Source organism: Peribacillus sp. NPDC096447 (assembly GCF_044762725.1).
Taxonomy (GTDB): domain Bacteria; phylum Bacillota; class Bacilli; order Bacillales; family DSM-1321; genus Peribacillus.
This window is the reverse complement of sequence record NZ_JBIWEV010000003.1, coordinates 303,231-317,118: the sequence shown is the minus strand read 5'-3', so window position 1 is coordinate 317,118 and position 13,888 is coordinate 303,231. Positions and strand designations below refer to the sequence as shown.

Annotated in this window: 11 protein-coding genes and 1 riboswitch; of the genes, 8 read left to right on the top strand and 3 right to left on the bottom strand. The window is 39.3% G+C overall.

Annotated features, from left to right (window positions below; translation table 11 throughout):
- Positions 1 to 124 precede the first annotated feature (124 nt).
- Positions 125 to 2,200 carry a gamma-glutamyltransferase gene (gene ggt / locus ACIQZD_RS12790; RefSeq protein WP_402902884.1) on the top strand — a complete coding sequence of 692 codons (2,076 nt, stop codon included), beginning with the start codon at positions 125 to 127 and terminating at the stop codon, positions 2,198 to 2,200.
- Between the two features lie 145 nt (positions 2,201 to 2,345).
- Here ggt and ACIQZD_RS12785 read toward each other — a convergent pair whose 3' ends face one another.
- Positions 2,346 to 3,248: a LysR family transcriptional regulator gene (locus ACIQZD_RS12785; RefSeq protein WP_402902881.1), complete on the bottom strand. Its 903-nt coding sequence runs from the start codon at positions 3,246 to 3,248 to the stop codon at positions 2,346 to 2,348.
- A gap of 123 nt (positions 3,249 to 3,371) precedes the next feature.
- Between ACIQZD_RS12785 and hutG the strand changes: the two genes are divergently transcribed.
- From hutG to ACIQZD_RS12765, 4 genes are all read left to right on the top strand, one after another.
- Entirely contained in the window at positions 3,372 to 4,328 is a 957-nt protein-coding gene (gene hutG, locus ACIQZD_RS12780) for a formimidoylglutamase (RefSeq protein WP_402902878.1), read from the top strand.
- A gap of 283 nt (positions 4,329 to 4,611) precedes the next feature.
- Positions 4,612 to 4,767 carry a hypothetical protein gene (locus ACIQZD_RS12775; protein ID WP_153246094.1) on the top strand — a complete coding sequence of 52 codons (156 nt, stop codon included), beginning with the start codon at positions 4,612 to 4,614 and terminating at the stop codon, positions 4,765 to 4,767.
- Between the two features lie 60 nt (positions 4,768 to 4,827).
- Entirely contained in the window at positions 4,828 to 5,499 is a 672-nt protein-coding gene (locus ACIQZD_RS12770) for an SOS response-associated peptidase (RefSeq protein ID WP_402902874.1), read from the top strand.
- Positions 5,500 to 5,777: 278 nt separating this feature from the next.
- A riboswitch (SAM riboswitch) is annotated at positions 5,778 to 5,885 on the top strand.
- Positions 5,886 to 6,074: 189 nt separating this feature from the next.
- Positions 6,075 to 7,391 carry a Na+/H+ antiporter NhaC family protein gene (locus ACIQZD_RS12765; RefSeq protein WP_402902871.1) on the top strand — a complete coding sequence of 439 codons (1,317 nt, stop codon included), beginning with the start codon at positions 6,075 to 6,077 and terminating at the stop codon, positions 7,389 to 7,391.
- 197 nt (positions 7,392 to 7,588) lie between these two features.
- On the opposite strand, the gene ACIQZD_RS12760 is transcribed toward ACIQZD_RS12765, so the two are convergent.
- Both ACIQZD_RS12760 and ACIQZD_RS12755 read right to left on the bottom strand, forming a co-directional pair.
- Positions 7,589 to 8,134, bottom strand: a complete 546-nt coding sequence (locus ACIQZD_RS12760; protein ID WP_402902868.1) for a chromate transporter — start codon at positions 8,132 to 8,134, stop codon at positions 7,589 to 7,591.
- Between the two features lie 48 nt (positions 8,135 to 8,182).
- Positions 8,183 to 8,812, bottom strand: coding sequence for a chromate transporter (locus ACIQZD_RS12755; RefSeq protein WP_402902866.1), 630 nt, complete (start codon positions 8,810 to 8,812; stop codon positions 8,183 to 8,185).
- Positions 8,813 to 9,047: 235 nt separating this feature from the next.
- Between ACIQZD_RS12755 and ACIQZD_RS12750 the strand changes: the two genes are divergently transcribed.
- The 3 genes from ACIQZD_RS12750 to ACIQZD_RS12740 all read left to right on the top strand — a co-directional run bounded on the left by ACIQZD_RS12750 (position 9,048) and on the right by ACIQZD_RS12740 (position 13,798).
- Positions 9,048 to 9,926 carry a LysR family transcriptional regulator gene (locus ACIQZD_RS12750; protein ID WP_402902863.1) on the top strand — a complete coding sequence of 293 codons (879 nt, stop codon included), beginning with the start codon at positions 9,048 to 9,050 and terminating at the stop codon, positions 9,924 to 9,926.
- A gap of 376 nt (positions 9,927 to 10,302) precedes the next feature.
- On the top strand, positions 10,303 to 12,294 hold the full coding sequence (locus ACIQZD_RS12745; protein ID WP_402902860.1) for an alkyl/aryl-sulfatase: 1,992 nt from the start codon (positions 10,303 to 10,305) through the stop codon (positions 12,292 to 12,294).
- 265 nt (positions 12,295 to 12,559) lie between these two features.
- Complete coding sequence (locus tag ACIQZD_RS12740) at positions 12,560 to 13,798, top strand: MFS transporter (RefSeq protein ID WP_402902857.1); 1,239 nt, start codon at positions 12,560 to 12,562, stop codon at positions 13,796 to 13,798.
- The last annotated feature ends 90 nt before the right edge of the window (positions 13,799 to 13,888 follow it).

Here is a 13,888-nt window from a genome sequence, read left to right as displayed (position 1 = left end):
AATCGGAATGTGAGACTGCTTTTCTCGAGAACAACAAGCATATTCCTACTAGGGTCATCTGTCGTAATTTCAGTTTCGTTATGGTAAAACCCTAATTGGTTTTAATTTGAAAGGAGACTAATTCATGAAATTTTTAAAAAGTTTTATTTTAGTTACTTTCAGTTTCTTTTGCATGATCACACCAGCTTTTGCAAGTGTCCCTGGAGTGGATACTTCAATGAAAAAAGGAGCAACAAAAGGAATCGTATCAGTTTCCCACCCTTTAGCGGCTGAAGCGGGCATAAAGATATTAAAACAAGGTGGAAACGCGGTCGATGCAGCAGCAGCCATTCAATTATCGTTAAATGTAGTTGAACCGATGATGTCTGGAATCGGCGGCGGTGGTTTTATCATGATTTATAATAAGAAAGAAAATAAAATAACGATGATCGATAGCCGCGAAATGGCACCGCAAAATGTTACGCCTGAACTATTTTTAGATGAAAAGGGAAAACCCGTACCTTTTAGTAAACGGCACACAACCGGTAAAGCTGTTGGTGTTCCTGGAACCCTTAAGGGGATGGAAGCTGCCTTAGAGAAATATGGGACATTGAAATTATCACAAGTTATGGACCCGGCCATTAAACAAGCTGAAAAAGGAGTTAAGGTCAATTGGATAACAGCGCAATATATCGATGAAAATGTAAAAAAATTAGAAAATAACGAAGAAGCTGCAAAAGTATTTGTGCCTAACGGAAAACCATTGGAAGAGGGAGACACCCTCGTTCAGCCTAATCTGGCAAAGACTCTTAAGTTAATAAAAAAACAAGGTTCAAATGTTTTTTATAAAGGTGAAATCGGGGAAGCCCTCACCAAAGAAGTTCAAAAACGTGATGGGACGATGACAACTGAAGATTTGGAAAACTATGTGGTGAAAGAGAGGGAGCCAATTAAATCGGAATATAGGGGATTTGAAGTGGTCGGGGCGGCTTCACCAAGTTCAGGCAGCTTGACTGTGCAACAGATTCTTGAGCTTATGGAAGGATACGATGTGCAAAAGATGGGGGCGAACTCTCCTGAGTATCTTCATCATCTAACCGAAGCCATGCATCTGGCTTTTGCCGATCGAGCTGCCTATATGGCAGATGAAGATTTTTATGATGTACCCACTAAAGGACTATTAGATGAAGAATATATAAAAGAAAGAAGAAAACTCATCAATCCAAATAAAGCAACAGCCGATGTCAAAGAAGGCGATCCATGGAAGTACGAAGACCAAGAACCGGTTTCAATGGAGAAGGTAAAAGAAGAGAAAACACCGATCGGACAAACGACTCACTTTTCTGTAATGGATAAGTGGGGAAATATGGTTTCTTATACGACTACGATAGAGCAAGTATTCGGTTCAGGTATCATGGTACCTGATTATGGATTCATGCTTAATAATGAAATGACGGATTTTGATGCCACACCAGGTGGCGTTAACCAGGTGGAACCAGGAAAAAGACCAAGAAGCAGTATGTCGCCGACCTTCATATTAAAAGATGGCAACCCTTTCATGGCCATTGGGTCACCAGGTGGAGCCACGATTATAGCATCGGTATCTGAAACGATCATGAATGTGATCGATCATCAAATGACAATTCAAGATGCGATACTTACGCCGCGTGTTTACTCTGCTGGCTATCCGACAGTTAGATGGGAACCGGGAATCGAGCAAAATACAAGGTTAGAGTTAATGGCAAAAGGGCATGTTTATGAAGAAAAACCGCAGCATATCGGAAATGTGCAAGCTGTTATTTATGATTATGAAAGGGGAAGAATGTATGGGGGTGCCGACAATACAAGAGAAGGAACAGTTCTCGGTGTGGATGGGTTTTCCTATAAATCGAAACAGCCAAGAGAAATGAAAGAAGAAAAAAAGGGGCCGTTTACCTTAAAAGTGAATGGAGCCATTTATCCTTACACAGCTAAACAAATGAAACTGATTGATGGAAAACCATATATCCAATCAGACAAATTGCTTCTAGGTTTGGGTGCAATTGAAACAGTGGATTTGGAAATATTTAAACCAGATAAAAAATCCTACTTACCGGTGCTAAAAGTCGCAAAATCATTAGGATATAAAGCAAAATGGAACGAAAAAGACAAAGTTGCACTTTTGGAAAAAGATCCGGCTGATATTGAAGATCCAGACGATGATGGCAGTGTCACGAATTAATTTTATCCTGTAAATATAGACTGAAATACCTTTCGCAAGATGTTAATAAGGAATCAAGGCCAAGAGCAATAAAACATTCCCCTTGTGCAATGTGCATAAGGGGAATATTTTTTGGTCATTATTCAATGAACCGTTGGATTCTTTTTTAGGCATCAACCTTACCATCATTCCTAAAAAAGCTATGTATGTCCTCGACTAACCTACATACAGCAGGAGACAGATAACGATCTTTCAAAAAAGCCAGGTAAACAGTCCTTTCCAAAAAATTCGAATCAATCGCACGAATTGCAGTATTGGGGGTTGCAGCGGATTTTATATAGCTTTCCGGTAAAATTGTAACCCCAAGACCTTCTTCCACCAAACTGCAAGCCGTTTCAAGCCTTTCTATTTCGTATAGGATATTCGGAATTGCATTTTCATCCTTAAATGCTCTTAAGATATCATCTCTTGTTTGAAATCCAGTTGTGCTGATGATCAATTCTTTCTTTGCAATGTCATGGAAAGTGATGGACTCTTTTTGATTTAACTCGTCATCTTTATGGATCAAAAGCATGAATTTTTCATTATAAAGGGGAGTGGACAGAATTTCATCATTGTTGATGGGCTGGTTCGTGATGGTGAAATGAACATTATACCGATTTAAGGAATCGAAAACTTTCTCTTCCCCTAATATTTCCCTTACTTTTATATGAATATTAGGATAATTGATTTTGAAGTTCCTGATTATCTTCGGGAACCAAAATTTGAATGATTCTATGGAACCTATAGATACTGTTCCGCTTCCAATTTCCTTCATTTCCTTAAGCTCCACTTGCATATTATCGAATCTTCTTAACAGATCAACAGATCTCGCATAAAAAACCCCCCCTGCTTCCGTAAGCTCAAGACCCCTTGTATTACGTTCCAAAAGCTGTAAACTAACTTCATTTTCTAATTTCATTATGGCATTACTTAGGGAAGGTTGTGATATATGCAGCATTTTTGCTGCTTTTGAGAAATTCTTTTCCTGGACGGTGGTAGTGAAATACCGAAGTTGACGAAGATCCATTTATTCTCCTTTCTATAGCTTTAAACTATAGATATATCGAATTTTTGTATTGGTAATTATATATTATCTCATTTATAATTTTTAAAAAAGATATTTCGGAATTTTTTAAATAAAGGAGAAATTATGTATACTAATCCGACTTCAAAATATTGGAATGGAAGAATTGATTCCCAAACTGACATGGACAGCTTCAGATACCACCAAAGAGTACGGTTGGCTCCGATATCGGAATTAGCCATCTCTTCCAATGCATCAAAGACCTTTGGGTTGATTGGCTTCAAATGTGATGAAGGCGTCAAAAGGAATAAAGGCAGGATTGGTGCTGCAGAGGGCCCTGATCATATTAGGCAGTACTTGGCGAAATTACCCTGTCATTTACCGTCACAAACCGAGCTGGTGGATGCTGGCGATGTAATATGTGAAAGTACGGAGATGGAGGCCGCCCAATTCGAATTGGGATCGGCTGTTGACCGGATATTGGAGACTAAAGCGATTCCTATCATACTTGGGGGAGGGCACGAAACCCTCTATGGCCATTATCTTGGGATAAGGAAATCCATTGGACCAAAAGCTAGATTGGGGATCATTAATATTGACGCGCACTTTGATATGAGGCCCTATGAAAAAGAAAGTTCATCAGGAACGATGTTTAAGCAGATCTTGGACGAAGATCAAAGTTGTGGATATTTATGTGTCGGAATTCAGAAGCAGGGGAATACGAAGGCACTATTTGAAACCGCTGAGAGAAGTAAGGTCGACTACATATTGGAAGAAGATTTGTCATTGAACGAAATGGATGAAACAAAGCGGCGGATAAATGAATTCGTTAATAAAAATGACTGCATTATGCTTACATTATGTACGGACGTTATTGATTCAGCCTACGCACCTGGGGTAAGTGCACCATCGCCGTTTGGACTGAATCCGAAATTGGTCCGTGCGATTATTAGGCATATCGTATCGAATGAAAAGATCCTCTCCTTTGACATTTCGGAAGTGAATCCTTCGTTGGACGAAAATAATAAAACCGTAACATTGGCAGCACATTTAATAAATGAAGTTTTGCTGCATTTTAAATAATGAATGGACATGGAAGAGGGGCAATTCCAATTTGGTCCTTCCAGCTTTCCTCAATGTTATATCCATGATCAATTATCAGTATTGAAGCTAAAACCTTTGACAGCACCCAGGCTGTCCGTGAATCATTCATGGACAGTCTTTTTTACGCCTCCTTTATATGGGTTAATGGCCCCAGCCATTGCTTGACTCCCCGTTATAGGATTAACCATGGCTCTGCCAAAGTTCACTACTGATACTTATGGGTTTTTGGTTTATAATAACAACCATCTAGGGGGGATTTTTTATGAATGAATATAAAGTGACGGTCAGGAATGGCAGTACCTTGATCTTGTCGGAAATCATTAAAGCTGAAGATGAAAGAGAAGTCCTTGGAACTCTTTTGATTTCCAGCGAATTATTTAATCAACCATTTACCGACATCAGGATTTTAGAACGCTGATTTGTGCCTGTCCGTTCGATTTGTTACACTGTAATAAATTCTAATACGGTAGGCGATAGTATGTGTGGACGTTTTACCCTTTTCACTGACATTGAAGAAATAAAAGATCGGTTTGATATTCAAGGATCGTTTGATGAGGAATACCAATTCAGCTACAATATTGCTCCCTCCCAATCCGTGCTCTCTGTCATTAATGACGGGGCAAAGAATCGACTTGGATATCTTCGGTGGGGACTCATTCCTTACTGGGCAAAAGACGAAAAAGTGGGCTACAAAATGATCAATGCCAGAGCGGAAACCATTGCTGAGAAAGCAAGCTTCAGGAATGCGTATAAAAAGAAGAGATGCTTGATAATCGCTGACTCTTTTTATGAATGGAATAAGACACCGGAAAGAAAAATACCGATGCGAATAAAACTGAAGAATCATGCTCCATTTGGAATGGCGGGTATCTGGGAATCCTGGAAATCTCCTGAAGGAATCAGCGTCTATTCGTGCTCCGTTATAACAACCGTTCCTAATGAGCTAATGACCAGCATTCATGATCGTATGCCTGTCATCCTTAAACCAGAAGATGAAAAAGATTGGTTGAATCCAACCAATAATGATCCTGCATATCTGCAGCAGTATTTAAAGTCATTCGATTCGGAACAGATGGAAGCCTTTGAGGTATCGACTGATGTGAACTCGACCAAAAATAATTCATCTAACCTAATACAACAAATTTGCTGAGAGGTCATTAGACCTCTTTTTTATATGAATTCCGTCCCGATAAATGAAAATAATTGATTAACTGCACATGTCAAGATCTCTTTATAATCAGTAAGGAGTGCATGTGAAATAATTTAAAATTAAACCTTGCGAAAATAGACAAAATGCTGTACTCTTATATTTGCTTTTCAAAACGACTTTGATGTCACTTTCAGAAACTAGATTGGTTTCGGCAGGTTTCCAGCCTGGTGCTTTTCTGGTAGACATCGTAATTTTTGATAAATTATATAATTTAGATCTTCTTATCAAGAGAGACGGAGGGACTGGCCCGAAGATGTCTCGGCAGCGGACTTAATAGGAGTGCTGTGCCAAATCCAGCAGGCTGATTTTCGCCTGAAAGATAAGAAGGGTGTTTTTTATAAATTAAAAGACCTCTTCTTGTTGTTAAATAGAAGGGGTCTTTTTTATGCTGACAGTTTTTTTGCTATAGCTCCATGACTTGATAATCAAGTTAAAACTGGTGTTATTTGCGTAAACTGTTAATAGAATAAGAGCTGTGACACATGTCGCGGAAAAAATAAAAAGAGGTGTACATCATGAGTGCAAACAATAAAGGGAATCCATGGGCATTGATCCCATTTGTCGTATTTTTAATTTTATTTATAGGGTCCGGAATCATCACTAAAGATTTTTATTCATTTCCGGTGATTGTAGCGATTTCAATTGCTTCGGCAGCTGCATTGGCAATGAATCGGAAAGAGACATTCAATCAAAAGGTTGATATCTTCTGTAAAGGTGCCGGTGACGCCAATATTATGCTAATGGTTATCATTTTCCTTTTAGCTGGCGCTTTTGCCGAAGTTGCCAATGGCATGGGGGCAGTTGAATCAACAGTGAATCTTGCCTTAGCTGTTTTTCCGCAAAATCTATTAATGGTAGGGATTTTCATTATTGCTTGTTTTATTTCTTTATCCATGGGGACAAGCATGGGAACGATTGTTGCACTGGCACCTATCGGGGTCGGGATTAGTGAGCAAACAGATATTTCGCTTGCCCTTTCAATGGCGGCCGTTATTGGTGGTGCGATGTTTGGGGATAACCTTTCCTTCATTTCAGATACGACAATCGCTGCAGTTCGAACTCAGGGAACGAAAATGAAGGATAAGTTTAAAGTGAATTTTTTCATCGTTTTACCTGCGGCCATCATCACATGTGCCATCCTAGGAATTTTAACGATGGGTGAACAAGCCGACATCTCCCAACAGTCTTATAATTGGGTGAAGATTCTTCCATATCTTTGCGTATTGATCACTGCATTGGCAGGAGTCAATGTGTTCTTGGTCCTTTCCATCGGAATCGTATTTGCCGGAATTATCGGGTTGGCGGACGGAAGTTATCAACCGTTGGGTGTCATCCAAAAAGTTGGAGAAGGAATGGCGGGAATGTATGAAATCTCCTTCCTTGCCATTTTAATTGCAGGTATGGTAGCTGTAATCAAACATAATGGTGGCATCGATTATCTACTTCACCTAGTGACCCGAAATAGCAAATCAAAAAAAGGCGCGGAATTCAGCATTGCCGGGCTTGTTGGTTTGACAAACCTTTCAACGGCAAATAACACGATTTCGATTATCATTGCCGGGCCACTTGCCAAAAATATCGCTGAAAAGTATGGGATTGATCCGCGTAAATCAGCGAGCTTGCTTGACATATTTGCATGTTGTATCCAAGGGTTGATACCATATGGAGCACAACTGCTGGTTGCAGCAGGAGTAGCAAAGATTTCTCCGATAAGCATCTTGCAGTATTCATATTATCCAATACTAATTGGACTTTGTGGCGTCATTGCCATCCTGATTGGTTTTCCACGGTTTCAGCCGGGTAATGATGAAACGAAGAAACGTACTTCTTAAAAGAGAATAATAAGAAAACACCCTGAATCATTGGATACAGGGTGTTTTCTGTATGGGTGAAATACTAAAACATAAGCAATTCAAAAGTCTTCCTCGCATTTATGTCTGTATCAGTATTTAAAAATTAATCAAGGCCGTTTTCAATTCATCTGCTTAATTCCAATCCATATAGATAATGGTTGTGTGTACGACATTTGTCATGAATAGAGGACGACTCCAACTAAACCAGAAAGAATAATTACATAGGCTGGGTGCCAGCGTAATTTCATTAGGGCAAATAACGATAATCCAAAAACGAGTAATAAGCTTATCGTATGCCAGGAAAAGTTCAGCGCTATCATATGATTGGAAAGTGCAAAGCTGATCGCTGCAAAGAGGATTAAACTAGTGACAATGGGTCTTAGTCCATAGAACATGGAGTGAATAACTGGGTAATGATTCAATTTGATGAAGAAGGTGGCTATAACGGTTACGAATATAATAGCAGGAAGCAAGATTCCGAAAGCAGATGATATGGCTCCTGCAAATCCAGCAGTCGAATAGCCAACGAGAATGGCACTATTGGCAGTGACAGGTCCTGGGGACATACCGGAAATGGCGATGATATCAGTAAATTGCTGCGTCGTCATCCATCCATGCTGTGATACTTCCGATTCTATTACGGGAATCATGGCGTATCCGCCTCCAAACGATACAAAGCCGATAATAAAGAAGGTGCTAAACAACTCCCACAATTCCATCATTCTATCACACACTTTCTTGAAAATTAGTTAGACCCTTTTTTGATATACCTATATGCCAGCACCCATGAAAGGTTCGAAATCATCTTCTTCATTTCCTATATCTTTTCTGTCCACCTTGACTTCGTAACCTAATTTTCTCTTAATGGAGATGGTCACAATACCAGCTACAGCTCCTGCTAATATAACCATCACAGGGTGCAGAAAGAAAAGGACTGGAATTCCTACTATTAAAATACAGAAAGTTGTTTTGTCTACAATAGCCGTTTTTCCAATCTTGATAGCCGCATAGGCGATGATGGCTACTATGGAAGCTCTGATCGATAAGAATGCGGATTCTATCTTCGGGTTATCATGAATGAAAAAATACAAAATGCCGAGGAGCAGAACAATTAAAAAGGTAGGTAATGAAACACCGATCATGGCTGCCATCGCCCCCTTCATTCCGGCAATCCGATGGCCAATAAAGGTGGCGGAGTTAATGGCGACAGCTCCCGGTACGGACTGAGATAACGCAAAAACATCCGTAACTTCTTCGCTTTTCATCCATTTTCTCTTTTCGACCACTTCTTTTTCGATTAAAGGGATCATCGCAAACCCGCCTCCGAATGTGACAGGTGCTATTTTAAAAAAGGTCCAAAATAATTGGAATAGAATTTTCCATTGCCCTTTCATTGACATCAGTCACTTCCTTTGCATGCTTTGTTTAAATCTTATTATTAACATATCAAAGAAAAAGGGATGGGTAAATTGCAACAAAATCATCGGGTATAACAAAACGTTATACCCAGAAGATTTATCCGATTTATAAAGAATGCCGCCTAGCCTCAGTATGTATCACACTATTTTCATTTCACCATTTACCGAATGATGCTATCATTTTAATAAACTATCTAAAAACATGGAGGTCGTTTTCTTGAAATTGGAAAATCTGAAAATGTTTTGTTTAGTGGTGGATGAAGGAAGTATAAGCCAGGCAGCTAGGTTAAGTTTCCTATCTCAACCCGCTGTAACACGTCAAATCCATCAACTGGAAAATTATTATAACACTTTGTTATTTGACCGTGAGGAAGGAAGGCTGAGAGTTACAGAAGCAGGAAAGCTGTTATACCCTTTTGCAAAAGCTATTGTAAATGACTTCAACCATTCAAAAGAAGTGATTCAGCAATCAACGGGAGAGTACAATGCAAACCTCATAGTAGGGGCATCCTTGACTATCGGTGAGTATTTGTTGCCGAGCTTGCTGGGGGGATTTAAAAAACAACAGCCTGAAATAAAAGTTACCTTAACGATAAAAAATACCCCCCGGGTTCTGGAGGATCTTTCAAACGATGTCATTGATTTGGCCTTGGTGGAAGGACTTGTGGAAAACACCGATTTTATTGTAGACAAGTTCGCCGAAGACGAATTGATATTGGTATGTCCATCCGACCACCCATGGAAAGACAGAAAAGAAATTCAGCTAGAGGAATTGGGAAATGAAAGGATGATTTGGCGTGAATCCATTTCCGGAACACGGCTTATCGTAGAAAACATGTTAAGGGAGCATGGGGTTTTAGAAAAAATAGAAAGCTACATGGAGATTGGCAGTACACAAGCGATAAAAAGTGCGGTTGAAGCTGGACTTGGAATCAGCATTTTGCCAAGGTTGACAGTGGCCAGGGAATTGGAGCAAGGCTTTTTGCGGAAAGTGGGTATTTCCAGAATAGAAATAACAAGAAATTTATGGCTAGTCAGGAAAAACAAGCGATTCAATAAAATAGGGGTGTCTAAATTTGTTGATTTTCTTCGATAAGGAATCACAGCAACCTTCGCTTACCATTACATTTTGGCAGCGTTTTCAGTTTCATGGGTAACGGTGTGGCCCCGGACACCTTGCCTTGCAAAAGTCATAGCAAATTGAATATACAGCATCGCGTATCATCAAAGCTCTTCCCCATCGGGAGGGGCATTTTGTATTTGGTTGTTCAGCCTTCGGTTAGATAAACAAAGGGATTGTTATTTTTAATATAAATAAAATTGAAGTTACCATTAGAAATAGGAAATATACTTAAAGGCAAATTAATTATAAAATGAATTCATATTATTCTAAAAATTTCTAAAAGATGAGAAAGTTTACTGCTGCAACATTCGGATTAGATACATGATATCTACTTAGAAAGGGGTATGAAATGTCCAAAGTATCTTTTATTAAAGGAATTGTATCCGTTCCCATTGTTTTTGTTTTACTGGCAGGGTCTTCTGTTACAAAGGCTGCGTCAGATGAGCCGATGCCGGCGACAGATGCAACAATTTCAGCAAATAAGGCTTTTTATGAACAGTTGAATTTTAAAGATAAGGAAGATTTCAAGAATGCACATAAAGGATTCATTGCGCCTTTGAATATGAATCCAATTAAAAATTCAAAAGGTGACGTAGTTTGGGATAGTAATCGATATTCATTCATCAAAGAAGATCAGCCGGCAAGTTTTACTGTCAACCCAAGCTTGTGGCGCCAGGCTCAATTGCAAAATATAACAGGCTTATTTAAAGTGGTAGATGGCGTTTATCAAGTTCGGGGCCAAGATTTATCAGTGCTTACCATTGTGGAAGGAAAAACAGGATTAATAGTTTTGGATACACTTTCTACAATTGAAACGGCCAAAGCAGCCATGGAGCTTTATTTTGAACATCGGCCCAAAAAACCGGTAAGTGCAATTGTTATTAGTCACAGTCATGCGGATCACTTTGGAGGTATGAAAGGCATTGCTCAATACGCTGAAAATCCAGCTAAGGTGCCGATTATTGTCCCAGCAGGTTTTAACGATGAAGCGCTAAGTGAAAACATTCTTTTAGGCAATATAATGTCTCGCCGTGCAGGTTATATGTTTGGAAATCTCTTACCCGCAAATGAAAGGGGATTTGTTACTTCTGGTATTGGCCCTGGATTAAGTAACGGAACTTTTAGCTATTTACCTCCAACAATGGAAGTGAAGGATGATATTCAAACGGTGGAAATAGACGGAATAACATTTAAATTTTTATTGACGCCGGATTCGGAAGCTCCATCTGAAATGCATTATTATATCAATGATTACAAAACTTTAGTGGTAGCCGAAAACACCGGACACACTTTACATAATATTTATACATTAAGGGGAGCTAAAACCAGAGATACCTTAAAATGGGTGAAAGCACTTGATGAAACAGTTGATCTGTTTGGAAACGAAGATATAGATGCTATGGTTACGGCCCATACATGGCCCATATGGGGAAGGGACAATGTTCTCGAGCAGTTGGAAAGTCAGCGTGATTTGTACAAATATATTCATGACCAAACCATACGATTAGCTAATTTAGGTCTTACACCTGATGAAATCGCAGAAGAGTTGAAACTTCCTGAAAATTTGGATAAAGTCTGGGCCAATCGGGGGTATTACGGAACATTGAAACACAACGTAAAAGCGGTGTACAACTTTTATTTAGGATATTTCAACGGCAATCCATCCGACTTGGATCCATTACCACAAGAGGAATCAGGCGCTAAATATGTACAATATATGGGTGGGGAAAAGAGGGTCATTAAACGGGCAAAACTTGATTATAAAAAAGGGGAATATCGCTGGGTGGCTCAAGTCTTAAAGCATGTCGTCATGGCCAACCCGAAAAATACAGAAGCAAAAAATTTATTGGCTAAAGCATATGAGCAATTAGGATACACAGCCGAATCTTCTGTGTGGCGTAATTTCTATCTTACCGGCGCAGATGAGTTAAGGAATGGTGTGGCAGACTCGAAGGGAAGTGGCGGAATGATGAATCTCGATACGCTGCTCAATATGCCAACGGATGATTTCCTGAAATTCTTGTCCATTAAATTAAACGGATTAAAAGCGGAAAATAAAAATATGACATTCAATTTGACATTTACAGATTCGAAAACCAATTACACGATCGATCTGAATAATTCTGTATTGAACTTCAAAAAAGGGAAAATGGCGTCTAACCCTGATGCAACATTAACATTAGATAGAATGGCCTTCTATCAGATTGCTATGGGACGTGAAGATTTATCCAAAATGGAAGCAGCCGGTAAAGTTGCCATTTCCGGTGATAAAAAACAGTTTGAGGATTTCCTGACTTTGCTGGATCAATTCCAACCAAAGGTTAATATCGTAACTCCGTGATAATCAACCACTTCATATTCTGAAAACCAGGATGGATCGGTTACCCACGAGTCTACTTTGTAGTCTCGTGGGTTTGAATGTATTAATTAATCCTGTGGGCATCCTGTTTCGTTTTTAATTTTTTATAAAACGCTCCTAATAGTTACAGAACAAACGTCAATAACCGTAAAAATAAAATTTCAAGTTTTGTAATTCGAAAGGAATTGTAAGCGCTTCCTATATGGCTGAGGTTTTGTGAAAATATAAAAAAATGGAGTGATGGGGAATGCAGTTATATGCAAGTAAGAAACGAAAAATAATGATTAGCGGCCTTTTATTTGTTGGAATGATTTTAAGTTTTTTTGATCGCGTTGCCATAAATGTCGGGATTATTCCTATTGCAGATGAGTTTCATCTCAATACGTCCCAGACAGGTATTTTAATTAGTATATTTTTTGTTAGCTACTCACTCATGCAACCGCTTGGTGGATGGATGACCGATAAGTATGGAGCCAGAGTCATGGTTACTGTTTCTTTGTTTAGTTGGTCTCTGTTCACTGTAATGACTGGATTAGCTTGGTCATTTATGTCTTTATTATTCATCCGTTTTCTGTTCGGGTTAGGTGAAGGGCCTTTCTATCCTGCCAGTATGTCCACTATAAGAGATAACTTCCCGGAAGAAGAACGGGGCCGGGCAAATTCGTTTTTCCTGTCTGCCCAAAATATTGGCGGGATATTAGGTACTGCACTTGCCGCTTCCATGGTGGTCGCATTCGGTTGGCGGGGCATGTTTACCATTGCCGGAATTCTAGGGATATTAGCTTCTTTCGGAATTTGGTTCATTCTAAAGCCTCAAGGAAATCAAGAGGTTAAAAAAGACAAACCGAAACAAAAAAAGGTTGCTCTGAAACTGTTGTTTAAAATCGAAAATATTTGGAAACTCATAACATTCAAGTTTATATCAAATATTATCAACTATGGTCTGATCACTTGGATGCCTATATATTTGGTTAAAGAAAAAGGGGTGGATTTAATAGCCGCCGGAGGTTTATTGGCAATCCCTTATATTTTTGGTTTCTTGATGTTTAATGTAAGCGGGTGGCTTCTGGATAAGCATATGGCTAACCGGGAGAAGTATCTTGCCGCTGCAGGCGCTTTATTATCGGCAGTTTTTCTCTTTCTAATGTCTAACGCCACGTCTATAGCACTTATCATCACTTATCTCACTCTCAACTCCGTAGCACTGTCTTTCTTTGGAACGGTTCTTTATACGATCATCATAAAATACTCACCAAAGGAACTAACGGGCTCTGCCTCCGGACTCGTAACTTTTGCCGGTCAAATTGCAGGTGCGGTTTCTCCTTTAGCCCTCGGTTTGATTATCAGTTTGTTTAATGACTCCTATAATGCAGCTTTCCTGTTTTTGGTGATAATAGCGTTATTGGGAACGATTGTTGCCGTATCTATTAAAAATAATCGGGCACAACCCGCTAAAGAATACGAAAAAACAACTACAATTGTATAAAACTGGCATTCTGCTTTTGAGGAGACAGTTTGAAGTGCCCTGAATCCACTTCTCTAAAATTGAAAGGGCTTTCTGTTCGAGGTATGATAT

Excerpts from the sequence above, each read along its gene's own strand:
- ggt (WP_402902884.1), top strand. The coding sequence starts at position 125 with ATGAAATTTTTAAAAAGTTTTATTTTAGTTACTTTCAGTTTCTTTTGC.
- ACIQZD_RS12785 (WP_402902881.1), bottom strand. The coding sequence starts at position 3,248 with ATGGATCTTCGTCAACTTCGGTATTTCACTACCACCGTCCAGGAAAAG.
- hutG (WP_402902878.1), top strand. The coding sequence starts at position 3,372 with ATGTATACTAATCCGACTTCAAAATATTGGAATGGAAGAATTGATTCC.
- ACIQZD_RS12775 (WP_153246094.1), top strand. The coding sequence starts at position 4,612 with ATGAATGAATATAAAGTGACGGTCAGGAATGGCAGTACCTTGATCTTG.
- ACIQZD_RS12770 (WP_402902874.1), top strand. The coding sequence starts at position 4,828 with ATGTGTGGACGTTTTACCCTTTTCACTGACATTGAAGAAATAAAAGAT.
- ACIQZD_RS12765 (WP_402902871.1), top strand. The coding sequence starts at position 6,075 with ATGAGTGCAAACAATAAAGGGAATCCATGGGCATTGATCCCATTTGTC.
- ACIQZD_RS12760 (WP_402902868.1), bottom strand. The coding sequence starts at position 8,134 with ATGATGGAATTGTGGGAGTTGTTTAGCACCTTCTTTATTATCGGCTTT.
- ACIQZD_RS12755 (WP_402902866.1), bottom strand. The coding sequence starts at position 8,812 with ATGTCAATGAAAGGGCAATGGAAAATTCTATTCCAATTATTTTGGACC.
- ACIQZD_RS12745 (WP_402902860.1), top strand. The coding sequence starts at position 10,303 with ATGTCCAAAGTATCTTTTATTAAAGGAATTGTATCCGTTCCCATTGTT.
- ACIQZD_RS12740 (WP_402902857.1), top strand. The coding sequence starts at position 12,560 with ATGCAGTTATATGCAAGTAAGAAACGAAAAATAATGATTAGCGGCCTT.